Below are 26,231 nucleotides of genomic sequence, written 5' to 3'. Positions count from 1 at the left end.
CTCTTTTCAATATATTTAAAGACTAATTTAATCTCTTTCTACAACATAAGTATCATTATAAGTAACTATAGAACTTCTAACACTTGCTCTATCTTCTACTACAGTTGCATATTCTACATCCATATTATTGTCACTTACCATTAATGTACTAAGACTGTTTAATTGGCTAAATTGTAATGGTAAATTACCTGTTAACTTATTTTCAGAAAGAATTAATTCTTCTAAATTTTTTAAGTCTGTTAATTCTAATGGTATTTCACCTTTTAATTTATTATCTATTAAGCTTAATTTTTCAAGCTTGGTTAATGCACCTAATTCTGATGGTATAACTCCTGTTAAAAAATTACTTCCTAATTGTAATTCTTTTAAGTTTTTAAGGTTTGCTAACTCCAAAGGTATATCTCCTGAAAAACTATTACTATACAGTGCTAAAACTTCTAAATTAGTTAATGTTCCTAAAAATGAAGGAATCTCACCTTCTAATTTATTTAAAAATAACTCTAAAGATTTTAAATTATTTAATTTAGAAAAACTTGATGGAATTGTTCCTGATATTTTATTAAATCCAAAGTTAATTTTAGTTAATGCTCTTAAGTTTCCTAATTCTTCTGGTAAATTACCTTTAAGATTATTAAACGGAAGATTAAGCGCTACAACTTTATTATTTTCTACAGTTACTCCAAACCAATTTGAAACATCTGTGTTTAAATCCCATTTTTTAGTCCATTGCTCTCCATTTGTTGAAGCATGAAGTGCTAATAATGCATTTTTTTCTGTTTGAGAAATATTTGCAAAACTTAGTAAAGATGCAAATAAGCAGATTAATGTAAGATTAAGAGTTTTCATAATGGTTTAGTTTTTGGGACTAATTATGAAGTAAATATATAATAATCCTCCGTTTAAAGCAATTTTTTTCGACGAACTACACAATTAAGACTCAGCTATTTAAAAAAATTACTGTAAAAAGTAAAATTAACCGATAAAACGTTTTGTTTTACTAAATTTAAAATGTGGTGTTTAGCAATTCTCCACTTAGTTGTAATAACTGTAATTCTGAAAGCTTTGCAGAAAATTTAGCTTGGTTTCTACTTAACTCTGTGTTTAATAAATTAAGTTGTGCTTGCCTAAATTCTATAGAGTTTATTTGGCCTACTTTAAATTTTTCACGTGTTCTGTCGAAATTATTTTGGGCGGTAATAATATTTTTTTCTTGAATATTATATATCTCTAGCTTATTTATAAAGTTATCCCAGGCATTATTAAAATCACGTTCTATTGATAATAATATATCTTCTTTAAGCAGTTTTTGAGTTTCTAAATTTATTTTAGCGTTTTTTACTCGTGTTATTCTTGAGCCACCTTCAAACAAATTCCAGCTTAAATTTAAACCTCCGGACAAACCTGTATTTGTCGAAACAGCAACAAAGGAAGCTGCATTATTATTACTCCTATTCCAACCATATGTACCTACTAAACCTAATGTTGGCAAATAAGCAGATTTTCCTGAACTTATATCCAACTCACTTATTGCTATATTTTTATTGGTTTGAAGTAATGCTACATTTCGTTCTTTAGCTTTTTTAAACAAACTATCTCTTTGAAACTTTAAGGTGAAATCTACTTCGGTTTCTACATTAAAATTATCTATGTATGATTCACCTAAAACAACTTTTAAATCACGTTTTGCGTTTTTTAATTCCTGCTTCGCATTTATAATATTAATACTATCGTTATTAATATCTACTTCTGCATTTAAAACTTCTAACTTGGTGTTTTGCCCATATTCAAATTGATATTTGGAACGTGTTAAACGGTCTTTAGTTATGTTTAAAGTTTCTTGTAAAGCTTCTAAATTTAGTGATAATTGCGCTACATTGTAGTATACAGAAAACATTTGAATTATTGTATTTTCAATAGTTTCTCTTGCTTGTAACTCTGTTAATTGATGTTGCTCTTTTAAGCGTTTATAATTATAGCTACGTCCAAATCCATCAAATAATGTATAGTTTAAAGTTAATCCTGCGTTATAGCGAGAACTTTCGGCCCCATTTAATGTTGTTGTTGAACCGTCTGAAAATTCTGCTTCGGTATTATCTATATTATAAGTTGCTCCTGCATTTGCTGTTAATGTTGGTAGATAACCAGAGTTTAATATACTCGCATTATTTTGAGCTACTTCCACATCGTTTTTAACAACTTTTACACCGTAATTATTATCTAAAGCTTTAGCTATTGCTTCGGTTTTAGTTAGTAATTCTTGTGAAAAACTACTAACACAAAACAAAAAACTTATGGCTAATAAAAATTGAAATTTAGTGTTCATTTTCTTCTTTTTGTTCTATAATTGCTCTTTCAACTTCTTCTCTAGTAACGTCTTTTCCTGTTACTAACCATTTACTATTCTTTTTAAAACTATTACTAAATGATAAAAATAACGGAAGTACTAATAAGGTTAACACTGTGGCATAACCAATACCGTAAGATATTGAAATTGCCATTGGCTTTAAAAATTGTGCTTGTCGGCTTTTTTCTAATAATAATGGTGCAAGACCAGCAATGGTAGTTAGAGAGGTTAAAAATATGGCTCTAAATCTTGACTTTCCAGCTTCAGATATTGCCATATCAAACGTCATACCTTCACGTAAATTACTATTAAACTTCCCTATTAAAACTAAACCATCGTTTACCATTATTCCTATTAAAGCAATAATTCCTAAAAGTGATAAAATATTTAAAGGAAATCCAGAAATCCAATGTCCCCAAGCTACTGCTGTAATACTAAATGGTATTAATAGTATTAGTAAAAGCGGTTGCGAATAGCTTCTAAAAGTAAATGCTATTGTAATATAAATGAGCAATAAAATTATTGGTCCTGCAACTCCTAAAGAACTTGAAAGTTTGTTGAATTCTCTATTTTGACCTTCGAATGATGCATTAATTGTTGGGTATTTAGATTTTAATTGCGGTATGAAATTAGTTTTTATATCATCTAAAATATCGGTATTACTAGTACTTGGATCTTTTAAATCTGCATATACTTGAATTTCACGTTTACCTTCTAAGTGATTTATAGCAACATCTCCTCTAACTATGCTATAATTTGCGATATCTTTAAGTGTTACGCGCTCACCTGTTGGTGTTAAAATACGCATAGCATCTAAATCGTTTATAGAACTACGGTTGTTTTTATCATAACGTACCCAAACTCTAATTTCGTCTTGACCACGTTGAAAACGTTGTGCTTGAGCACCAAAGAAACCAGAACGTACTTGTGCCATTACTGTTCTCAAGTCTAACCCTAATAGGTATGCACTTTCTTTAAGTTCTAGTCTTATTTCTTTAATTCCTACTGGATCGTTATCTCCAATATCTTTTAATAAAGGATTAGATTCTAAGTGTTTTTTTAAATCGGCTTTAGAGGCTTTTAATTCTTCTATATTATTACTTAAAAGTGATACAGAAACTGGACTTCCACCAAAATTACCTCCTGAACCATAAATTAAACGTTCTGGACCAATTACTGGACCAACTAATTCTTCTAGTCTATTAGTAATTAAAAATGCCTGAATAGCATCTGGACGTTCTTCTCCAGGTAACAAGTTTATGCGTAATGAGGCACTTGAACTACTACTAATATTTACAATTGTATTCTCGAATAATTGTTTTCCTGTTCCTTTTAAATATTTATCTGTAAGTTCTTGGTTTACAATAAAAGATTTCTCTTCTATCATAGATATTATAGAATCTGTAATTTTCACATTTGTTCCTGCTGGCATAACCAATTCTATATTTGCAGAATCACTAGCTATACGCGGAAAAAATGCAGTACCTATAATACCACCACCAATGGAACCAAATGTTAAAATAAGTAGTGATACAAAAATACCTAATGATAAAATTTTAAAACTTAGTACAAAATTTAAAACCGGTGTATATACCTTATCTCTAAGGTAATTCATGAACTTATCTCCGGCTTTATTTATATTTCGCATTATAGAGAAAAAGCCTTTAGATTTTTTAGCATTTAATTCTTCCTTTTTAATACGTAGTGCTTTTGAGTGTGCTAAATGCGCAGGTAAAATTATTAATGCCTCTATTAAAGATACTACTAGTGTTAATATTACAATTACAGAAACCTCGCTAAAAAACTCGCCTATTCTACTATCTAAAAAGAAAAATAACGAAAAGGCTAATAAGGTTGTGATTATTGCTGAAACTACTGGTGGAATAACTTCTAAAGTTCCATCTATTGCAGCTTGAACTGGACTTTTTCCTTTTTCGTAATGCTGATAAATGTTTTCGGCAATTACAATACCGTCATCTACAAGAATACCAATAACTATAATCATCCCGAAAAGGGATAATACATTTATTGTCACATCAAACTGTCCTGCAAATACAAACATTCCTAAAAACGATACTGGCAAACCAAATGCCACCCAAAGTGCCAAACGTGTGTTTAAGAAAATAGATAAAAAAATTAATACCAATAACATACCAACTATTGCATTTTCTGCTAATAATTGAGTACGTTGGTTTAAGGTTATAGATAAATCTCTAACAACATCTAGTCTTACATTGTCATACTTTTGGTTATAACTTTCTATGTATTCTTTTACTTTATCTGCTGAAGAAATAAGGTCTTCATTATTAGTACTTGTTATAGAAATATTTACAGCTAATTCTTGATTAAAATATGTTGCATTCGGCGTTTCGGAAAAACGATCTCTAATTGTTGCAACGTCTTTTAGTCTAACAACTTTACCATCTGTAGTTGCTTTTACAATTATATTTGATAATTCGCTACCAAAATATTGTTTGTTATTTGCTCTAATTAAATATTCTTCGGCTTCAGTTTTAACATTACCACCAGTTACCAAAATATTTGCATTTGCAACCGCTTGAGAAACATCACTAAATGTAATGTTATAAGCTAAAAGACTGTTTTCATTAACTGCAATTTCTATTTCTTCATCTGGAAATCCAGAGATTTCAATTTGTGAAATACCATCTAACGTTCGTAAATCTGTTTCAACTTGTCGTGCTAACTGTTTTAATGTTACTAAAGGAATGTCTTTACCACTTAGCGCAAAAGAAATAGTTTCTCTAACAGCTTCTTGTTTAGAAACTACTAAAGGTTCCATACCTGTTGGAAAAGAAGGCACTCTATCTACTGCATTTTTAACTTCAAGCAGCATAAAATCTAAGCTTTCTCCTTTTTCAATTTCTACAGTTATGCTTCCGCTATTTTCTCTAGATACAGAGGTAACACGATCTACACCTTTTAATCCTTTTAAATTATCTTCTATTTGAAGTACAATTCCTTCTTCTATCTCTAATGGTGAAGCTCCAGGATATGTAATTGAAACATTAATTATTTTTGATTCTGTTAAAGGAAAGAAAGATGATTTTAAAGATAATGCACCTATTACTCCAAATACAAAAAAAGCAAGAATGATAACGTTTACTGCAACGTGATACCTAATAAAGTATTCAATTATTTTTTTCATTATTGAACGGTTTCGTTAGCAGTTGTATTACTGTTTGCTGGAGACACTCGCATACCTGCATAAGCTCCTGGCACTGGCTTTTTTAATAAAATAGTGCCATTTGGAATATTTTTTAAAATCACTTTTTCGTTAGAAAAATGGACAGGTTTTACTTTTATCACATCTAGCAAACTATCATTTATTACATACACTTCTTGACTATCTAATAATAGGTTTCTATCAATTTCTATTGCATTTTCTACTTTTTCTGCATCTAAATTAGCTTCTAAGTACATGCCTTCTTTTAAGTCTTTATCTTTAACTTCTATATAAACAGTTATAGTTTGTGTTGTAGCATCTATACTTCCATTAATTCTTGAGACTTTTCCTGAGTAGGTTTTTGTTTTATCTAAGTTATTTAAACTTACATTTTCTCCTACTTTTAAAACATCTGCAAAAGATTTGCTAATAGCAACTTCCATTTCGTAAACAGATGGATTTATAAACTCTCCTAGTTTTTGACCGTTTCGCACCAGTGTACCTTCAGTCACTAAAGCTTCGGTTAATATTCCAGAAAATGGTGCTGTAATTCTATATTTAGCTAAACGCTGTTCTAAGTTTTTTACATTATAATAAGCACTTATAATACCGCGACCTGTTATAAAATAATTTTCTTTCTCGTTTGATACTTCTGGTAATTTTGGAGTGGTTTTATTTAAATCGAAATTATTTAAATAGGTTTGCCATTTTTGGTAAACATCTTTAAAATCTAATCTTAAATCTGGCATTATTGCTGCAATACTATTATATAAATTGCTTTTTGCAGATTGTACACTCGCGTAATATTCTGCGGCATCAAGACTTATTAAAGTTTCTCCTCTATTATACTCTTGACCAGGTTTAAAAAGTTTTCTACCAGATTTAAATATGCCTTGAACTTCAGAATATAATTCTACTCTTTGCTTTGCGGTAAGGTTTCCGTTGGCAGAAATTACAATTGGTACTGTAGTGTTTTTAACAGTGTCTATTAATACTGTTTTAACAACTTTAGGAACTACAGGTTTTGGTTTGTTTTTGTTTGCTATTAAACTTTTAGCAATGAAAAATGAAACAATAATTAGTGCAATACCAATTATAATAAGAATAATTTTACGCATTTGGTTGACGGTTAAAATACTTAGACTACAAATCTAGCCTATAGTTTAGTCTAACAATCTTAAAAAAATCTTAAAAAGCTTATGCGTACTCTTCTAGTTCTATGGTTATAGCTTCCCAAGCATCCATTAACTTAGCTAGTTCATCTTTTTTAGCTTGATATTTATCAAAAAAGTTTGGTTTTGCTACGGTTTCGTCATAATTAGTAGCTAACTCTACATCTATTTCTTTTATCTCTTTTTCAAGCTGGTTTATTTTAGACTCTGTATTGCTTAGTTTATTATTTAAAGATTTTAGTTTTTTCTGCTCCTCGTAGCTTTGCTTTTTAGTTTCTTTTGGTTGTTCTTTAACTACAGTTCGCTTTTCTACTTCGCGTAAACTATCTACTTTTCGTTTTTCCAGATAATAATCTATATCTCCAAGATATTTTTTTAGTTTTTCATCTTTAAATTCATAGACTGTAGAGGTTAAACCTTGAAGAAAATCACGATCGTGAGATACTAATATTAATGTTCCTTCGAAACGCTGAAGTGCTTCTTTTAAAACATTTTTAGATTTTATATCTAAGTGATTTGTAGGCTCATCCATAATTAACACATTAAATGGCTGTAGCATTAATTTTGCTAACGCTAAACGATTACGCTCACCACCAGAAAGTACACGAACGTATTTTTCTGCCTCTTCACCTCTAAATAAAAATGATCCTAAAATGTCTCTAACTTTACTTCTGTTAGTTTCATTTGCCGCATCTATCATGGTATCTAAAACGGTTTTATTACCATCAAGATATTCGGCTTGATTTTGTGCGAAATATCCAATTTGAACGTTATGTCCAAGTTTTAAATTGCCCTCATGCTCTAAATCGCCAACTAATATTTTAGCTAGTGTACTTTTTCCTTGTCCGTTTTGACCAACAAAAGCTGTTTTAGCATCTCGCTCAATCATTAAACTTACACTTGATAGCACTTGTTTTTTACCATAACTTTTAGATATATTGTTTGCCTCTACTACAACTTTTCCTGGTGTTATTGATACAGGAAAATTTAAGGTCATAACGCTATTATCATCTTCATCTACCTCAATTCTATCTATTTTATCTAATTTTTTAATAAGCGATTGAGCCATTGTTGCTTTAGAAGCCTTTGCTCTAAACTTTTCAATTAGTTTTTCGGTTTGCTCTATTTGTTTTTGCTGGTTTTTTTGAGATGCTAGTTGTTGTGTCCTAATCTCTTCTCTTAATACCAAGTACTTTGTGTAAGGTTTTGGGTAATCGTAAATACGTCCAAGAGATATTTCTATAGTACGATTTGTAACGTTATCTAAAAACATTTTATCGTGGCTTACAATAGCGACTGCTCCAGTATAACTTTTTAAGAAGCCTTCTAACCAGATTATAGATTCTATATCTAAATGGTTTGTTGGCTCATCCAGCAATAAAACATCATTATTTTGAAGTAGTAACTTTGCTAATTCTATTCGCATTCGCCATCCTCCAGAAAAAGTATCTGTAAGTTTATTAAAATCTTCACGCTTAAAACCTAAACCTTGAAGTATTTTTTCTGTATCACCTTGATAATTATAACCTCCTATAATTTCGTACTGGTGTTGTACTTCGTTTAAATCAATCATTAATTGATTATAACTTTCACTTTCGTAATCTGTACGCTCTGCTAGTTGCTGGTTTATAGTTTCCATTTTAGCTTCTAATGCTTTAATTTCTGTAAAAGCTTCGTAAGATTCCTCTAAAACAGTTCTACCAAATACAAAGTCTATATCTTGTTTTAAAAATCCAATTTTTAGCTCTTTATCTGCGGCTATTTGCCCAGAGTCTGGTTCTAGCTCTTTAGATAATATTTTAAGCATTGTAGATTTTCCTGCTCCATTTTTACCTATTAAGCCCACGCGATCACCATTACCTAATTTAAAAGTAATGTCTTCGAATAAGTATTCGCCTTGAAATGAAATAGATAAATTATGGATATTAAGCATGGAATTGTAACCTTTGTTACACAAAATTAATTACTATAGTTTAACTTTGTGTTATTGTTTAATTGATTGCAAAAGTACATAAATTATATGTTTAAAAAAGGGTCTAAACTTTATGGAATTTTTACTGGTACGTGCCCAAAATGTCACGAAGAGTCAATGTACAAAAATAAAAACCCTTATGCTGTAATGCAATTGTTTGAAATGCACGAGAGATGCAGCCACTGTAATACAAAATATAAAATAGAACCATCATTTTTTTATGGCTCTATGTATGTTAGTTACGGTGTTGGTATTGCTTTTGCTGTTGCTGCGTTTGTAATAAGTTATGTTTTTTTAAGTAGCTCTTTAAATGTTGCTTTAATTGCAATTGTAACTTCTCAAATACTATTATATCCAATTATTGTAAGATTATCTCGTAACATCTGGATTAATATTTTTATGAGTTATGATAAAACGCTTGCTAATAAAAATACAACTAAGCAAAACGATTAATATTTATAACCGGATCTAAATCTTTTTTAAATTCTATAGCTTGAAAAAGCTGCTTTGCAACGTAAGGCCCTATCATTACTCCACGTGTACCTAAACCATTTAAAACATGTAACCTTTTAAATGTTTTATGAGTACCTACTAATGGCCTTCTATCTTTTACTGTTGGTCTTACTCCTGCTACTTGATTTATAACTTCAAACTCACAATTAATAATAGTTTTGAGCTTTGTTAAAAGTTCTGTTTTAGCTTTCTCTGTAACTGTATTATCTTTATTATCTCTCTCATATGTTGAACCTATGCGGTAAATATTTTCACCTAAAGGGATTATAAAAACACTAGATTTTAAAACAAAATCTAAATTTAACTCTGGCGCCTTAATTGTTACAAGTTCTCCTTTACTTCCTATTAGCGGTAATTGGTTGAAATAAGGGTTTTGCTTTAAGCCATAACCTTCTGCAAAAACAACGTGTTGAGCTTCTATAGAGTTATAATTAATAACTGTTTCCTCTTCTTTTAAAAGACTATAATCAAACTCCATTTCTTTAAGTATATTTTTAGATTTCAAGAAATTTTTATACTCTAAGATTAAATACTTAGTATCTATTCTTCCTGTTTCTAAAACTTCACCAAAGCCAAAATTAGCATCTATATTTTTGTTAGTATTTTTATGAATGGTTGTAGACATATAAGCCGTTAGGTCTTCTCTATCTGATCTCGCAAACCAATTATTTTGTTCTTCTAAGGAAGTAAACCTTCTTCTTACTGAAATTTTATAGTCGAATTTTTTATTTAATCGTTTTTCAATTTCATTATACATAGGAATAGCTAAAGCTAATTGCGCTTTACTTTCCCAAACAGGTGTAAAACGTTTTAAAGTAACCGGATTATACAAACCACCAGCAACAGTTGAAGATTGTTGTGAACTATTATCGAAAACAACAAATGATTTTTTATTTGCTATTAATTGCTCGCAAAAAGCAATGCCTGCCAACCCACAACCAACAATTATATAATCTACTTTCATAATGCGAATATATTATTTTATAAAACAAAAACGCTCACTTAAAAAAGTGAGCGTTTTAATATTTTATTTATTTAAAATTAGTAAGACCACATGTCTAATTCAAAGTTTCTAATTTTATCTTTAATTCGATCAGATTCTAGTAATTGCATTAAAGCATTTTCTGGAATATACTCTTCAACTTTACGGTCTCCATATACATTTTCTTCTCTGGTGATTACACTATTAAAACGACGAGCGTTTAATATATGATCGAAAGAAAAAGGAATCGCACTGTTTTTAGAGTTAAACGATTTTGCTTCATGCAATACATTTCTAGCATCTGGATAAAATATCCAAAATAAAGGATTTGGTTCTTTATTAGCTTCATCGTCTGAATCAATAAAGTTTACATCTGGTGCTGCCGGAGCAATACCTAATAATCTATATTTTAATTCACCTTGACGCTTATCAAAATACCATAAACCTTTAATTAAGTATGCACTAATATCAAAAGAAGATATTTGTCTTGTTGTAATGTATTCTGCATCAACTCTACCTTCTGCATTGAATTGGTCGTATCCTATATCTAAAGTATCTATTTTAGTAGTAATATCTGCCAATTCTTTTTGGGTACGTTTTCCAGTAAAGTATGAATCATTATAAACAGTTTCAATTTCACCATCTACAATAGCCTTAGTTAATACATCGTATAATGAACGTCTGTTACTTCCAATATTATTAGTATCTACAGGATAGTATAATGGGAAGTTTACACGCTCGTCTAAAATTACTTTTTCCCAAGTCATTTTAGCGAACATGATATCTCTATCATCAACATAACCGTATTCTAACGGCTTATCGTTATCTAAAGCCTTTTGTTCTTCAGTTCTAACACCAATCTCATCTGGAGATTTAGCATTTAAGATATTAGCTTGAGCAAAAGCATTAGAAGTGATTAATACACCACATACGATTGCTAATAAAGATTTATAGTTCATATTATTAATTTTAAATTTTATTTAATTATAAAGTTGATTAGTTAGTTAACTCTATAACTAATGGTGAAGCTGGCTTAATTCTAGGCCCACTTGACTTTGATTTTATATCGAATACTTGAATTGAAGATCCTCTTTTTGCTTTACGAATTGCCGCTTTAGCTTGACCATTCATTCTGCTACCTGAAACAGAAATACTTGGCTGACCTTCTACTTTAATTTTAAATCCTGTAACTGTTAATGGTAAATCGAAATCGAAATCTTCTAATACCGCCCCAATTTTACCAATCTCTACGTTATTTCTTGGTAATTTAGCTGTACCTGTTTGACCTGCAATTTGACCAGAAGGCTTAGGAATATCTTTAATTCTAAATGTCTTTTTATCTGAAGCTCTAGAACCATCGTCTAAAGTAGCAGAAACATTAATTGTAACTTCTTTTCCTGTTGTTGGAACCATTTTGTATTTACCTGCTTTTCCTGCCTTAGATAATCCAGCACCACTTGCATTTACTTTATTATCTGGAACACCAGCAAAAGAAATAGTCATTGGGTTAGATACACCACGATAAACAACATTCATTTTATCTGCAGATATTGTAGCAGAGTTTGGTCTTGGTACAACTACATAGTTTCCAACGATAGGAATTTCTAAAGGTTTACCATCTTCTAAAAAAGTAAAAGTACCTTTAATTTCCTGCTCACCAACATTTCCAACAGTGAAGTCTAATTTAGCTGCTCCTGTAGAATCTACAGCTTCTGCAACGTTAATTTCTTTACCTTGAACAGTTAATTTAGTTGGAGTTACATTAGCATATTTACCTAATACAACTTTACCTTGAAATTTTTCTCCTGCAAAGAATGCAGATTTATCTGCTAATACAATTGCTTGATACTTTTTTAAAGATACTGCTTCATCTAAACTGTTTCCTAAAAATAGGTTGAACATGTTAGCCTCTGTCATCTTTACATCGTTTTGCATAGCTGTTAACTTTGTAAAAGATGCAATAGCTGGGAAACCTTGAAAGTTATAATTTAACCAACTTTTTGTTACGCCTTCTTTAGTTTTAACCTCTTCCGTAGAAAAACGCTTTTCTAAACGCTCAATAGCTTTTTGATATTTTACGTCTGTTCCAAGAATGTTTTTGATATCTGCTTTGTATTGCTCAATCTTAGCAATAACTTCTTGACCTTTTTTAGTTTCACGATCTCCTGTAAACCACATTTCATCAAGGATATCTGTTTTATCCATTGCTTCGAAAGGTAATTTTCCAGTTTCTGGATCTACAGAATAATTTCCTTCTCTAAGTATATCTGCCTTTAATGAACCAATATATTTAAAAAATTTATCTGAAACTGCGTTTACTTGAGTTGCTTTGTTAAAAGGTACTGCAAATTCTTCTTTTTTCTCTTCAGCTTTTGTTTCTAAATCTGCTAATAAAGCGCTATTTTTTTCTGTAGCAACTTCATTAGATTCTTCAAACTTAGCGTCCATTAATCCAAATGCCGATAGTACTTCTTTTGACATATTCATAGCCATCATCGCGATGAATACTAAATACATCAAGTTAATCATTTTCTGCCTTGCAGATGCTTTTCCTCCTGCCATGTCTAATTAGTTTTTAATTTATTAATATTAATTATACTAATTACTAATTAGTTTTTGTTCATTGCAGTTAACATACCACCATATACTCCATTTAAAGAAGATAAGTTAGATGCTAATGATTGCATTTGCTCTTTTAATTTAGCAGCATTTTCTACAGACTCTTCATTAATTGAAGCTTGACGGCTTGCAGCTTCCATTTGTACTTTGTATAAGCTGTTTAAAGATTCCATTTGTGCAGCAGCAAGAGACATTTCTTCTCCATACTTCTTTTGTGCAGCCATAGCGTCTACTGTAGGAGAAATTCCTTTTGCAGCTCCTTCAAAGTTTTTAATACTGTTTCCTAAACTAGCCATTAATTCACCATCGATTTTTGCATCTTTTAATAAGTTATCTAATTTTTTAGATAATAATCCTTCTGCATCTTTTGGTTCTTCTAATTTTTTAGCTCTTTTAGTTACTGCTCCTCCAGCTAGTTCTGGATAAACTAAAGACCAATCTAAGTCTGCTGATTGTCTCTCGAATGCAGAGTAAGTAAATACTAATGCCTCTACAATCATACCTAATGTTAAAATTTCTGATCCATAAGGCCAGTGTTGTATTTTAAATAATGCTCCTACGATTACGATTGCTGCTCCTAATCCGTAGATCATGTTTGTGATTGTGATTTTGCCTTTTTGTGCCATAATTTCTAAGTTTTTTTTGTTTTAGTAGTTAATTTAATTTAGTAGGTTTTTTATTATTATCTTCTAGAGTTTGCTGTTACTTCAGTTCCCATATAATCTTGTACGGTTCTAAACCCTATATAACTTCTTGCAGAATCTGCATATTCGTAATCTCTTGAACTTACTTGTAAAAAGTAAGCAACATCTTTCCAAGAACCACCTCTTACAACTTTACGTTGGTTGTTAGCGTCGTTTACACTTGGGTTAATTGTAGATGCGTACTCATATGATGCAGGATCGTATGATGCATTTACCCATTCTGACACGTTTCCAGCCATATTATATAAGTTAAAATCGTTAGGCTCGTATGCATCTGCTTCTACAGTATATAATGCTTGATCTGCGGCATAATCTCCACGTAAAGGTTTAAAGTTTGCCATAAAACAACCTCTGTCGTTTTTAGCATATGGTCCACCCCAAGGGAAAGTAGCGGCTTGTAATCCACCTCTTGCTGCATATTCCCATTCTGCTTCACTAGGTAAGCGGTAAGAATTTACATAATGTCTTTTTCTTTCTTTACGGTAAGCATTATGCTTTAAAGTTCTCCATTGACAGAAGGCTTTTGCTTGTTTCCAAGAAACTCCAACTACTGGGTAATCACTATAAGCGTCATGCCAGAAGTAGTCGTTATGCATTGGCTCATTATAAGAATAAGCAAAATCACGAATCCATGCTGTTGTATCTGGATAGATTTCCACCTCTTCTTTTATAATAACATCTTTACGACGTAAGTTTTTGTTTTTTGCAGCTTTTGCAATATCCATATATGAATATTGAAATTTAAATTTTGTAACATCCCAAGTTCGTTGTCCATTATAAGACTCTTCTATAGGAAGGTACATTGTATCCATTACTTCTACATAGTATTCGTCTGGATATTCTGCAGTATCAAAAATTAAATCCACATCATGGTTTAATTTTCTACCTTCATAACCTGTTTCTCCTAAACCACTATAGTTATCTAACATATATTGTTCGTAAGGAGTCAAATCGTCTGGATCTGCATCTTTAAAAGCAAATTGCCCAATTCCAGGTTCTCCACTGTCTCCAGTTTCTCCTACTTCATCGGCTAAGATTGCTAATTTAGTTCTAATAGTAGAATCTCTTACCCATTCTACGAATTGGCGATATTCACTGTTAGTAATTTCAGTTTCGTCCATATAAAAGGCTCTTACTGTAACTGTTTTTGCAGGTGCATCCTGGATTCCAGCCAAATCGTCATCAGCTTTACCCATAATAAATGCGCCTCCAGGCACTAATGTCATTCCATAAGGTTTTTCTGGATGCCACTTTTTTCCTTTAACACCAACAAGTTGTCCTTTGTCTTTTGACCCACAACTTGCTAAAAGCGCTAAAACCGCTGTTAATAATACAAACTTCTTCATATTCATGATAAAAACTCGAGGTTAATTAATCTCTTAAATTTTTTAAGAGCGTAAACATATTTATATATTTTTTAAAAAACAACTTTTTAACTAAAAAAAATTACATTTCATCGTACAAATTTCACATTTAAACGATTAAGAAAGTGTTAAAACTGAACAATTTTCATTTTTTTAGACGCTATTTTTTTGATACGCTTTATACCATCTTTCAGGTATCTTATCATTACAGGCATCAAGATAGTCTTTATGCGTGCAAGATAATAACGTATGCTTTTTTAATTTATTATTAACATTTGCCAAAAAAGGAATTTCTATCCACCAACGTCCTGTTTTAGTGCTTTTGTAGAAAACTAACTCTTCTGAACTTGTTAATGCTGTAAATTTTTGATGGTTATTATCGTTAACAAATTCATCATCAATTACACGACAATTATATCCTTCAATAAAATACCATAACATTTGTGAAATTAACATAGACGTCACTTCGTCGTCATAAGAAGGCTTATACTCGAAGATACCGAATGATGTCACTTTGTTACTAATTCCTGCATATCTGGCTATGGCACAAATTTCTTTTCCATCTAGCCCATTTGGTGACAGGCGTTGTTTTAGGCTTACTTCTGATGCTTTTACGGCTCCCAAGTCAACACTTACAATATTCGCATCTCTCATTGCTGGCTCTACAATAGTTATATCGTTAGAAACTTCGCCAAGACGATAAGCTTCAAAATACAAACGCTCCATTAAGTCTATTTCTTCTTGGGAATTGAAATAGGTTTGATAACCTAATGCGGCGTAATTAAATAAATTATATGGTTCGTCCAAAATAATTTTACCAATAAAACTATTATTTTTTATTGGTTTTGTTGAATCTCCTAAATCAAAACGTGAATCAACATTTACAATGTTGACCATAGGTTTTAAATTGTCATAAGCACGATATATGGCGTAAGTTAAGTCTTGACTTCCGCCTAAAATAATAGGAATTATTTTTTTTTGTATTAATATAGAGACAGTAGTTTTTAAGGCAAAGTATGTATCTTCTACTGTTTCTCCTTTATTTATGTCTCCTAAATCTGCAACAACTGCACTCCAACTTCCTGGATATAATGCATAAAAAGCTTTTCTAACCTCATTAAGCTGAAATTCTTCACCTATATAATTAACATCGTTTCTGTTTTCAAGAACTCCAATTATCGCTATTGATACATTTTCTAAATCTGGAATTCCATTTTGTGCAGAATGGATTTTTAATTTTCGTCCTAGAGCTTGCATAGATAAAAGCTCATTATGAGCTAAAACCGAATCTGATACAGGAGACAAAAAATTAAAATTCATAAAGTATTATTTCTTTTTAGCTGTGGTTTTTTTCCTAGTTGTTGTTTTTTTCTTTGCAGCAGTTTTTCTTTTTGTTACTTTTTTCTTAGGTGCGTTTTTTTCAATTATACCTTTTACTTCCTCTAAGGTTAATGCTGCCGCATCTACTGTTTTTGGTAATTCAATTTTTACTTTTCCTTGAATTACATTATGCCTTCCCCAACGTGCTTTTTCTACACGTATTCCTTCATCTTCCCAATTATGTACAACCTTATCAATTTCCTTTTGGATTTTTACTTCAATAAGTTCTATTATATCATCTTCAGACAAATTATCCCAATCGTACTTTTTGTTAACATTAATAAACATATTGTTCCATTTTATGTATGGCCCAAAACGTCCTTTTCCTTTTTGTACAGGTAAATCTTTATATGTATAAATTGGCGCATCTGCTTTTTCTTTCTCTTTTATAAGCTCTACAGCATAATCATACTCTACACTTAAAGGATCTGTTCCTTTTGGTAATGACACATAAGCTTTTCCAAATTTAACATATGGTCCAAAACGTCCATTATTAACCTCAACAGATTCGTCTTTATATTCTCCTAATTTTTTAGGCAATTTAAACAAATCCATTGCTTCTTCAAAAGTAATACTTCCTAATTGCTGATCAGGACTTAAGCTTGCAAAAGTTGGTTTTTCTTCATCATCTACCGTACCCATTTGTACCATTGGCCCAAACTTTCCTAAACGGACACTCACACGCTTTCCTGTTTTAGGGTCTTCTCCTAAAATACGTTCTCCAGATTCTCTTTCAGCATTTTCCTGAACGTCTATAACTCTTGGATGAAAATCTTTATAAAAGCTTTTCATTACTTTTTTCCAATCTGCTTTACCGTCGGCAATGTCATCAAATTGATCTTCTACATTTGCTGTAAAACTATAATCTAATATACTTTCAAAATGATTTACTAAAAAATCGGTTACAATTATACCAATATCTGTGGGCACTAATTTACCTTTATCTGAACCTACTTTCTCTGTTAACAGGTTATCTTTTACATCTCCATTTTTTAGTACTAATTGCGTATAATTACGCTCTGTTCCTTCTACTGTTCCTTTTTCTACATAATTTCTATTTTGAATTGTAGAAATAGTTGGTGCGTATGTAGATGGCCTACCAATACCTAACTCTTCAAGTTTTTTAACTAATGAAGCTTCGGTATATCTATATGGCGCTCTAGTGTAACGTTCTGTTGCTGTTATACTATTATTTAATAATGTTTCTCCAACTTTCATTGCAGGCAACATACCTTCTTGCTGTTCTAAATCCTCATCATCTGTTCCTTCAAGATATACTTTTAAGAAACCATCAAATGTTATTACTTCTCCATTTGCAGAGAATACTTCTTTATGATCTGCTGCTTTAATTTTTACATTTGTACGTTCTAATTTTGCTTCACTCATTTGTGATGCAATGGCTCGTTTCCAAATTAACTCATATAATCTAACTTGATCATTGTCTAAACCTGCGGAATGCGCAGAAAAATCTGTTGGTCTAATAGCTTCGTGAGCTTCTTGCGCTCCTTTAGATTTTCCTTTATAATTACGCTCTTTAGCATATTCTTTACCGTAAGCTTCTATAATTTCTTTTGCTGCTCCTTGCTTTGCTTCTTTAGATAGATTTACACTATCTGTTCTCATATAAGTAATTAAACCCGCTTCATAAAGGCGTTGCGCCATTGTCATGGTTTTACTTACTGAAAAATATAACTTTCGTGATGCCTCTTGTTGTAATGTAGACGTTGTAAATGGTGCTGCTGGAGCTTTTTTAGCTGGTTTTTTTTCTAAATCTGAAACCTTAAATGTTGTTTTGGCATTTTTTTCTAAAAACTTTAAGGCTTCGGCTTTTGTTTTTATGGTTTTTGGCAATTTAGCCTTAAACGATTGTCCTTCTTCATTAGAAAATTCAGCATCTATTCTATAAGACGCTTCTGCATTAAAAGCTTGAATTTCTCTCTCACGTTCAACAATTAATCTTACAGATACAGATTGCACTCTACCTGCTGAAAGTCCTCCTTTTACTTTTCTCCAAAGCACTGGAGACAACTCATAACCTACAATTCTATCTAAAACACGTCTTGCTTGTTGCGCATCTACTAAATCGTAATCTATTTGTCTTGGGTTTTCTACAGCTTTTTGAATGGCTGCTTTTGTAATTTCATGAAAAACAATTCGTTTAGTTTTCTCTTTATCTAAGCCAAGAGATTCTGCTAAGTGCCAAGCTATAGCCTCACCCTCGCGATCCTCATCACTCGCCAACCAAACAATCTCTGCTTTTTTTGCTAAATCTTTTAGTTTTTTAACAACTGCTTTTTTATCTGTGGATACTTGATATTTTGGATCAAAATCACCTTCTACATCTACACCCAATTCCTTTGAAGGCAAATCTGAAATATGCCCATAACTTGATTCTACTTTAAAATCTTTTCCTAGAAATTTCTCTATCGTTTTCGCCTTAGCTGGTGACTCAACTATTACTAAATTCTTAGCCATTCATATCATTTTTGAGGTTACAAATGTATATGAAAAAATACATATGAGCATAATTAATATTAAATTCTATCACATTTCAGTCTCTAAAATCAAAGAAATTAACACAAAAACTTTCTTTCCTTAATATACAAACAACTCTTATTATAAAATTAACACACTGTCATATTGTCACAATTTAGAAAATAAACTATCTTTGTAGCTACTTAATAGTAATGAGGCACAAATCTTGACCGTTACTGTTTTTGAGTAGGATTTATGGAAAAAACAATTGACGAAAAAAAACAAGGAAACACTCTTGTTTTAGACCAAAACGATAAAAACACCAAAAAACTTTTTATAGAAAGTTATGGGTGTGCTATGAATTTTAGCGACAGTGAAATTGTAGCTTCAATTTTAGATGAGCAAGGTTATAACACCACAAGCAAACTAGAAGATGCAGATTTAGTTTTAGTAAACACATGCTCGATTAGAGACAAAGCAGAACAAACTGTAAGAAAGCGTTTAGAAAAATACAATGCTGTAAAACGTACTAATCCAAAAATGAAAGTTGGTGTTTTAGGATGCATGGCAGAACGCTTAAAAAGTAAATTTTTAGAAGAAGAAAAAATTGTCGATCTCGTTGTTGGCCCAGATGCTTACAAAGATCTACCTAATCTTTTAGCCGAAGTTGAAGAAGGTCATGACGCTATTAACGTTGTACTTTCTAAAGATGAAACTTATGGTGATGTTTCACCAGTAAGATTAAACAGCAACGGCGTTACTGCTTTTGTTTCTATAACACGTGGTTGTGATAATATGTGTACGTTTTGTGTAGTACCATTTACACGTGGTAGAGAACGTAGTCGCGATCCACAAAGTATTATTGAAGAAATAAACGATTTATGGAGCAAAGGCTATAAAGAAATCACTTTATTAGGTCAAAACGTAGACAGCTACCTTTGGTATGGCGGCGGACTTAAAAAAGATTTCTCAAAAGCATCAGATATTCAAAAAGCTACAGCAGTAGACTTTTCAAAATTATTACAAATTTGCGCAGAGGCACAACCAAAAATGCGTATTCGTTTTTCTACTTCAAACCCACAAGACATGAGTTTAGAGGTAATAAAAACAATGGCTAAATATAAAAACATATGTAACCACATACATTTACCTGTACAAAGTGGAAGCGATCGCATTTTAAAAGCCATGAATCGTCTGCACACACGTAAAGAATATTTTACTTTAATAGATAATATAAAAACTATTATTCCAGACTGCGCAATTAGTCAAGACATGATTGCCGGTTTCCCAACAGAAACAGAAGAAGATCACCAAGACACTTTAAGCTTAATGGAATATGTAAAATATAATTTTGGTTATATGTTTACTTATTCTGAAAGACCAGGAACACTTGCCGAGCGTAAACTTGATGATGATATTCCAGAAGCTGTAAAAAGCCGAAGACTAAAAGAAATTATTGAGCTACAATTAAAACATAGCGAGCTTAGAACAAGAGAACACCTTGGTAAAACTGTAGAAGTACTAATTGAGCGTGAATCTAAAAAATCTAAAGAGCAATGGTCTGGACGCACAGAAAAAAACTTAGTTGCCGTTTTTCCTAAAGGAAATTATAAAATAGGTGATTTTGTAAATGTAAAAGTAACAGATTGTACAAAAGCAACACTTATAGGTGAAGCTGTTGGAGAAGCAGAATAAAATATTAACTAAAATAGATTCCTGCCTTTGCAGGACAAGTTATGGAATCAATACAAGCAACAAAACAACGTTTTGGCATAATAGGAAATAGTGCTGGCCTTAACCGCGCTATAGAAAAAGCCATACAAGTATCACCAACAGATATTTCTGTTTTGGTTACAGGAGAAAGTGGTGTTGGTAAAGAAAGTATTCCTAAAATTATACACCAACTCTCACATAGAAAACACAATAAATATATTGCAGTAAACTGTGGTGCAATACCAGAAGGTACTATTGACAGTGAACTTTTTGGTCACGAAAAAGGAGCTTTTACAGGAGCAACATCCACAAGAAGTGGTTATTTTGAAGTTGCCGATGGTGGCACCATTTTTTTAGATGAAGTTGGAGAACTACCTTTAACAACGCAAGTGCGATTACTTCGTGTTCTTGAAAACGGTGAGTTTATAAAAGTAGGTTCTAGCAAAGTTCAAAAAACAAACGTTAGAATTGTAGCTGCAACAAACGTAAATATGTTTGATGCTATTAAAAAAGAAAAATTTCGTGAAGATTTATATTACAGGCTAAGTACTGTAGATATTAATTTACCACCACTTAGAGACAGACAAGAAGACATCCATTTATTATTTAGAAAATTTGCCAGTGATTTTGCTTTAAAATACAAAATGCCAACCATAAAACTAAGTGATGATGCTATACAAATATTATTAAAATTTAGATGGAGCGGAAACATTAGACAACTTCGAAATGTGGCTGAGCAAATTTCGGTATTAGAACAAAATAGAACCATCACTGCACAAACACTAAATGGCTACCTACCTTCTGGTAGCAATAACTTACCAGCAGTAATAAAAACCACAAAATCTGAAAGCGACTTTAGTAGCGAACGTGAAATTTTATACAAAGTACTTTTTGATATGAAAGCCGATTTAAACGATTTAAAAAAGCTTACCATGGAACTCATGAAAAACGGTAATGCAAAAGACGTTCAAAAAAATAACGAAGGTTTAATTGAAAAAATTTACGGCGACGACAATCATGACTACGAAGAGCAAATAGACGATTTACAAGTATTAGCTATACCACAAGACGCAGATGCTCCAGAACAGTTTAAAACAGATGCTGAAGACAAATATCATTTCGCCGAAGAAATTGAAGAAGAAGAAACTTTATCTTTACACGATAAAGAACTAGAACTTATTAAAAAATCTCTAGAACGCCATAACGGAAAACGCAAACTCGCTGCTGAAGAACTTGGAATTAGCGAACGCACTTTATATAGAAAAATTAAACAATTTGATTTATAAAAATCCGTTAATACACCTAAGTTCAACTTTTTAGTTAATATGAAATATTTAAAACACATAATAATTTTAGCAATCACAACAACCTTATTAGCCTGTGGTGCATACTCATTTACAGGTGGAGATGTTGGTGAAGCAAAAACATTTCAAGTAAATTATTTTCAAAATAATGCGCAATTAATAGAACCAGGTTTAGAAAGAGATTTCACTATAGCATTGCAAGATTTAATTCAAGATCAAACCAATTTAGAGCTTGTAAACTCTAATGGAGATTTAGTATACGAAGGCGAAATTACAGAATACCGCATCTCTCCTACCACAGCAACTGCAAATAATACCGCAGCACAAAATAGGCTTACCATAAGCGTAAATGTTAGGTTTTTTAATAAAACAAAAGAAGATGCAGATTTTGAAAAAAGATTCTCTTTCTTTTATGATTATGCAGGAAGCTCTCTACCTAGTACAGCTATAAAAGCAACCGCTTTTGAAGAGATATTTGAAAGATTAACACAAGACATATTTAATGCTTCACTAGCAGATTGGTAATGAATAAAATTGAATTTACAAGCATATTACAAAAACCACAAGCAATCTCTAAAGACCAAACAAGTGCTTTACAAGATATTGTAAAAACGTTCCCGTATTTTCAATCGGCTCGCGCCATGCATTTAAAAGGATTAAAAAACAGTGGTAGTTTTCAATACAATCAAGCTTTAAAAAAAACAGCTGCCTATACAACAGACCGCAGTATTCTATTTGATTTTATAACTTCAGAAAATTTTACTCAAAATGAAATTTCGCAACAAATAAAACAAAATACAGCAAACATAAATGCCATAGATGTTGTTTCTGAAGACATTTCGGTTAATAAAAGCCAAAGTATTGACAATGCATTAAAAGAACATATTGATAGTACTACAAACATTTTAGATCCAGAACTTTTTCAACCTAAAGTTCAAAAAGATAAAATTGCACATATTGAAGCTTCAGTTAAAACATTTACTACTGAATCAAATAATAAAATTTCAAAAGAAAACAAATCTCCTGAAACTATACTAGAAATAGGAAAACCTTTAGAATTTAATAAAACTGAAACACATTCCTTTGGAGAATGGTTAAGCCTTACAAAGTTTAATCCAATTAATAGAAATACGGAAATTAAAAAAACACAGGCTTCTAAAAACAAGCCAATTGATAATCAATTAGAAAACTCTCTTTCAAGAGCAAAAAAGTTTGAATTAATTGAAAAATTTATTGAAAAGAGCCCAAAATTAGAAGCAAAAAAAACAAAAAGCTCGAATCACAATATTGCAAAAGCTCAAATGATAAAGCCAGAAGCCTTGATGACAGAGACTTTAGCGCGTATTTATTTAGAACAAAAAAATTACAAGAAGGCAATTCAATCTTACAACATTTTAATTTTGAAATATCCAGAAAAAAGTGGTTTCTTTGCAGACCAAATTAAAGCAATAAAACAATTACAAGAACAAAACCATAAAGAATAATGAATACGTTTACTATATTTTTAATCTTAATTGTAGTTGTAGCATTTTTACTAATAGTAGTAATTATGGTACAAAACCCAAAAGGTGGTGGATTATCTTCTTCTTTTGGCGGTGGTGGAACACAACAATTAGGAGGTGTTAAAAAAACAACAGACTTTTTAGACAAGAGTACTTGGACTTTAGGAGCAATATTAATTGCTTTAATTTTACTATCTAATTTTTCGTTTAGAGACACAAATACAGCTGTAGATTCTAGAGCATTAGATCCAGACGCAATTACTACACCTGCAGCTCCTGCAACACCGGCACCAAGTGTAGAAAACAATACGCAAGCAACAGACTCAACAGGAAATTAATCATATTCCTTAAATAATATTTAAATGCCAACTTTTTAGTTGGCATTTTTTGTTTCTGAAACTTTGTCAGTCCTACTGCAATGGCACATTTTTAGCTTAATCTTAATCATAAAAATTATTATATAACCGTCTATCTTTTTAGATAGCACTAAACAACAATAAAATGAGTAAAGTAAACATTAAACCATTAGCAGATCGTGTATTGGTAGAAGCACTTCCTGCTGAAACACAAACCGCTTCTGGATTATACATTCCAGATAGCGCTCAAGAAAAACAACACAAAGGAACTGTAGTCGCTGTTGGAAACGGTAAAAAAGATGAACCGCTTACCGTTAAAGTTGGAGACACTGTACTTTATGGAAAATATTCTGGATCTGAAATTAAATTAGATGGTCAAGATTTTTTAATGATGCGTGAAGAAGACATCATGGCAATTATTTAATAAATAATGTCATTTCGTATGTAATGCGAAATTTATAAAAACAAAACACACACATTCTCAATTTTTTGAGAATAAAATAAAAATAGCATTTCGTTTTTACAAAAATGCTAAAATTAAAATAATTTAACGATGGCAAAAGATATAAAATTTGATATAGAAGCCCGCGATGGCTTAAAACGCGGTGTAGATGCATTAGCTAATGCAGTTAAAGTAACTTTAGGACCAAAAGGTAGAAATGTAATTATTAGCCGTTCATTTGGCGCACCAGTTGTAACTAAAGATGGTGTAAGTGTTGCAAAAGAAATTGAGTTAGAAAACCCATTAGAAAATATGGGCGCTCAAATGGTAAAAGAAGTTGCATCTAAAACCAACGATTTAGCTGGTGATGGTACAACTACTGCGACAGTTTTAGCACAAGCAATTGTGAAAGAAGGTTTAAAAAATGTTGCTGCAGGTGCAAACCCAATGGATTTAAAACGCGGTATTGACAAAGCTGTTACTGCCTTAGTTGAAGATTTAGGAAAGCAATCAAAAGAAGTAAAAAACTCTTCAGATAAAATAAAACAAGTTGCATCAATATCTGCAAATAACGATGAAGTTATTGGTGAGTTAATTGCAAATGCATTTGGTAAAGTAGGAAAAGAAGGTGTAATAACTGTTGAAGAGGCAAAAGGAACAGATACTTATGTAGACGTTGTTGAAGGTATGCAATTTGACAGAGGTTACTTATCGCCTTACTTTGTTACAGACAGCGAAAAAATGATTACAGATTTAGAGAATCCTTACGTATTATTATACGATAAAAAAGTCTCTACAATGAAGGATTTGTTACCTGTTTTAGAACCAGTAGCACAAACGGGAAAACCTTTATTAATTATTGCAGAAGATGTAGACGGAGAAGCTTTAGCAACTTTAGTTGTTAATAAACTAAGAGGTTCTTTAAAAATTGCAGCGGTAAAAGCTCCAGGATTTGGAGACAGACGTAAAGCAATGCTAGAAGATATTGCTATTTTAACTGGAGGAACAGTAATATCTGAAGAGAGAGGTTTTACTTTAGAGAATGCTACTTTAGAAATGTTAGGTACGGCAGAGCGTATTACAATTGATAAAGACAACTCTACAATTGTAAATGGTGCTGGAGATAAAGACATGATTAAAAACCGTGTTAACCAAATAAAATCTCAAATAGAGTCTACTACTAGTGATTACGATAAAGAAAAACTACAAGAACGTCTTGCTAAATTAGCTGGTGGAGTCGCTGTACTTTACGTTGGTGCTGCAAGTGAAGTAGAAATGAAAGAAAAGAAAGATCGTGTTGATGATGCTTTACATGCTACAAGAGCCGCTGTAGAAGAAGGTATTGTTGCCGGTGGTGGAGTTGCATTAGTAAGAGCAAAATCTGTTTTAGAAAAAATTACAACAGAAAATTTAGACGAAACTACAGGAATACAAATTGTAGCAAGAGCTATTGAAGCGCCACTAAGAACTATTGTAGAGAATGCTGGTGGAGAAGGCAGTGTTGTTGTAAACAAAGTTTCTGAAGGTGAAAAAGACTTTGGTTATGATGCTAAATCTGAATCTTATGTAGATATGCTTAAAGCTGGAATTATAGATCCTAAAAAAGTAACTAGAATAGCTTTAGAAAACGCTGCATCTGTTGCTGGAATGATTTTAACCACAGAGTGTGCTTTAATTGATATTAAAGAAGACGAACCTGCTGGCGGAATGCCTCCAATGGGTGGCGGAATGCCAGGAATGATGTAATAAAATATCACGTCTTAAAAACAAAAAGCCTCAACAAAATGTTGAGGCTTTTTTTATGATAAAAACTTATATCACTAAATTATTTTGAGTATAATTTACTCCTTATGATCATCCTGTACGTCTTCATCTCTATACTTACAACATGGATGTACAGAATTATAAGCCTCATCTGTAGCTTTAAGTTTTTTATTATCATGGCCTACATCTGCAATATTTTCTGCTATAGTATTAATATTTGTTTTACGTTCATCAAAAATCAACTTCAACTCATGAGTTTCTACATTCCAAATTGCAGATTTTACACCTTTTGTATTTAAACTTGCTTTTTCAATTCTTTTTTTACACATCATGCAAACTCCATCTACATCTAAGGATGCTCTAGCGTTTTTATTTTGTGCAAATGCCGTGAAACTTAAAAACATTACAATGACTACGGTTAATATTTTTTTCATTTTTTTA

Annotated in this window: 21 protein-coding genes; 8 read left to right on the top strand and 13 right to left on the bottom strand. The window is 31.6% G+C overall.

All coding sequences use genetic code 11. From position 1 onward, the window contains the following. Positions 1–27 precede the first annotated feature (27 nt). The 5 genes from LACAL_RS07785 to LACAL_RS07765 all read right to left on the bottom strand — a co-directional run bounded on the left by LACAL_RS07785 (position 28) and on the right by LACAL_RS07765 (position 8,633). Positions 28–846, bottom strand: a complete 819-nt coding sequence (locus LACAL_RS07785; RefSeq protein ID WP_013870177.1) for a hypothetical protein — start codon at positions 844–846, stop codon at positions 28–30. Positions 847–1,003: 157 nt separating this feature from the next. Next, positions 1,004–2,323 carry a TolC family protein gene (locus LACAL_RS07780; RefSeq protein WP_013870176.1) on the bottom strand — a complete coding sequence of 440 codons (1,320 nt, stop codon included), beginning with the start codon at positions 2,321–2,323 and terminating at the stop codon, positions 1,004–1,006. After that, a complete protein-coding gene (locus LACAL_RS07775) occupies positions 2,313–5,510 on the bottom strand; it encodes an efflux RND transporter permease subunit (protein ID WP_013870175.1) in 3,198 nt (1,065 codons plus the stop codon). Before LACAL_RS07775 ends, LACAL_RS07780 begins: the two co-directional genes overlap by 11 nt. Next, entirely contained in the window at positions 5,510–6,646 is a 1,137-nt protein-coding gene (locus LACAL_RS07770; protein WP_013870174.1) for an efflux RND transporter periplasmic adaptor subunit, read from the bottom strand. The genes LACAL_RS07775 and LACAL_RS07770 overlap by 1 nt, the downstream gene beginning before the upstream one ends. 79 nt (positions 6,647–6,725) lie before the next feature. Beyond that, complete coding sequence (locus tag LACAL_RS07765) at positions 6,726–8,633, bottom strand: ABC-F family ATP-binding cassette domain-containing protein (protein ID WP_013870173.1); 1,908 nt, start codon at positions 8,631–8,633, stop codon at positions 6,726–6,728. A gap of 87 nt (positions 8,634–8,720) precedes the next feature. Here LACAL_RS07765 and LACAL_RS07760 point away from each other — a divergent pair, with 87 nt between their 5' ends. Next, positions 8,721–9,125 carry a DUF983 domain-containing protein gene (locus LACAL_RS07760; RefSeq protein ID WP_013870172.1) on the top strand — a complete coding sequence of 135 codons (405 nt, stop codon included), beginning with the start codon at positions 8,721–8,723 and terminating at the stop codon, positions 9,123–9,125. Here LACAL_RS07760 and LACAL_RS07755 read toward each other — a convergent pair. The 7 genes from LACAL_RS07755 to topA all read right to left on the bottom strand — a co-directional run bounded on the left by LACAL_RS07755 (position 9,109) and on the right by topA (position 18,709). Then, positions 9,109–10,149, bottom strand: coding sequence for an FAD-binding oxidoreductase (locus LACAL_RS07755; protein WP_013870171.1), 1,041 nt, complete (start codon positions 10,147–10,149; stop codon positions 9,109–9,111). The genes LACAL_RS07760 and LACAL_RS07755 overlap by 17 nt on opposite strands. A 77-nt stretch (positions 10,150–10,226) precedes the next feature. After that, positions 10,227–11,126 carry a gliding motility protein GldN gene (gene gldN / locus LACAL_RS07750; protein ID WP_013870170.1) on the bottom strand — a complete coding sequence of 300 codons (900 nt, stop codon included), beginning with the start codon at positions 11,124–11,126 and terminating at the stop codon, positions 10,227–10,229. 37 nt (positions 11,127–11,163) lie between these two features. Further along, positions 11,164–12,729, bottom strand: a complete 1,566-nt coding sequence (gene gldM, locus LACAL_RS07745; protein ID WP_013870169.1) for a gliding motility protein GldM — start codon at positions 12,727–12,729, stop codon at positions 11,164–11,166. A gap of 47 nt (positions 12,730–12,776) precedes the next feature. After that, entirely contained in the window at positions 12,777–13,412 is a 636-nt protein-coding gene (gldL, locus tag LACAL_RS07740; protein ID WP_013870168.1) for a gliding motility protein GldL, read from the bottom strand. 56 nt (positions 13,413–13,468) lie between these two features. Continuing rightward, entirely contained in the window at positions 13,469–14,842 is a 1,374-nt protein-coding gene (gene gldK / locus LACAL_RS07735) for a gliding motility lipoprotein GldK (protein WP_013870167.1), read from the bottom strand. A gap of 165 nt (positions 14,843–15,007) precedes the next feature. Continuing rightward, complete coding sequence (locus LACAL_RS07730; RefSeq protein WP_013870166.1) at positions 15,008–16,174, bottom strand: formimidoylglutamase; 1,167 nt, start codon at positions 16,172–16,174, stop codon at positions 15,008–15,010. Positions 16,175–16,180: 6 nt separating this feature from the next. Continuing rightward, positions 16,181–18,709 (bottom strand): type I DNA topoisomerase, encoded by a 2,529-nt coding sequence (gene topA / locus LACAL_RS07725; RefSeq protein WP_013870165.1) that lies wholly within the window; start codon positions 18,707–18,709, stop codon positions 16,181–16,183. Between the two features lie 255 nt (positions 18,710–18,964). Here topA and miaB point away from each other — a divergent pair, with 255 nt between their 5' ends. The 7 genes from miaB (at position 18,965) to groL (ending at position 25,772) form a co-directional block, all read left to right on the top strand. Beyond that, positions 18,965–20,404 (top strand): tRNA (N6-isopentenyl adenosine(37)-C2)-methylthiotransferase MiaB, encoded by a 1,440-nt coding sequence (gene miaB, locus LACAL_RS07720; protein WP_013870164.1) that lies wholly within the window; start codon positions 18,965–18,967, stop codon positions 20,402–20,404. Positions 20,405–20,445: 41 nt separating this feature from the next. Beyond that, entirely contained in the window at positions 20,446–21,708 is a 1,263-nt protein-coding gene (locus LACAL_RS07715) for a sigma-54-dependent Fis family transcriptional regulator (protein ID WP_013870163.1), read from the top strand. A gap of 39 nt (positions 21,709–21,747) precedes the next feature. Next, a complete protein-coding gene (locus LACAL_RS07710; protein WP_013870162.1) occupies positions 21,748–22,251 on the top strand; it encodes an LptE family protein in 504 nt (167 codons plus the stop codon). After that, positions 22,251–23,210 (top strand): tetratricopeptide repeat protein, encoded by a 960-nt coding sequence (locus tag LACAL_RS07705; RefSeq protein WP_013870161.1) that lies wholly within the window; start codon positions 22,251–22,253, stop codon positions 23,208–23,210. Before LACAL_RS07710 ends, LACAL_RS07705 begins: the two co-directional genes overlap by 1 nt. Continuing rightward, positions 23,210–23,566, top strand: a complete 357-nt coding sequence (gene secG, locus LACAL_RS07700; protein WP_013870160.1) for a preprotein translocase subunit SecG — start codon at positions 23,210–23,212, stop codon at positions 23,564–23,566. The genes LACAL_RS07705 and secG overlap by 1 nt, the downstream gene beginning before the upstream one ends. A gap of 163 nt (positions 23,567–23,729) precedes the next feature. Next, positions 23,730–24,008: a co-chaperone GroES gene (locus LACAL_RS07695; protein ID WP_013870159.1), complete on the top strand. Its 279-nt coding sequence runs from the start codon at positions 23,730–23,732 to the stop codon at positions 24,006–24,008. Positions 24,009–24,137: 129 nt separating this feature from the next. Beyond that, a complete protein-coding gene (groL, locus tag LACAL_RS07690) occupies positions 24,138–25,772 on the top strand; it encodes a chaperonin GroEL (protein WP_013870158.1) in 1,635 nt (544 codons plus the stop codon). Between the two features lie 95 nt (positions 25,773–25,867). Here the strand turns inward: groL and LACAL_RS07685 are convergent, their stop codons facing one another. Next, on the bottom strand, positions 25,868–26,224 hold the full coding sequence (locus tag LACAL_RS07685; RefSeq protein ID WP_013870157.1) for a heavy-metal-associated domain-containing protein: 357 nt from the start codon (positions 26,222–26,224) through the stop codon (positions 25,868–25,870). Positions 26,225–26,231: the final 7 nt, after the last annotated feature.

It is taken from the genome of Lacinutrix sp. 5H-3-7-4 (assembly GCF_000211855.2).
Classification (GTDB): Bacteria; Bacteroidota; Bacteroidia; order Flavobacteriales; family Flavobacteriaceae; genus Lacinutrix.
Note: the sequence above shows the minus strand (reverse complement) of the source record. Positions and strands in the feature narration are given on the sequence as shown.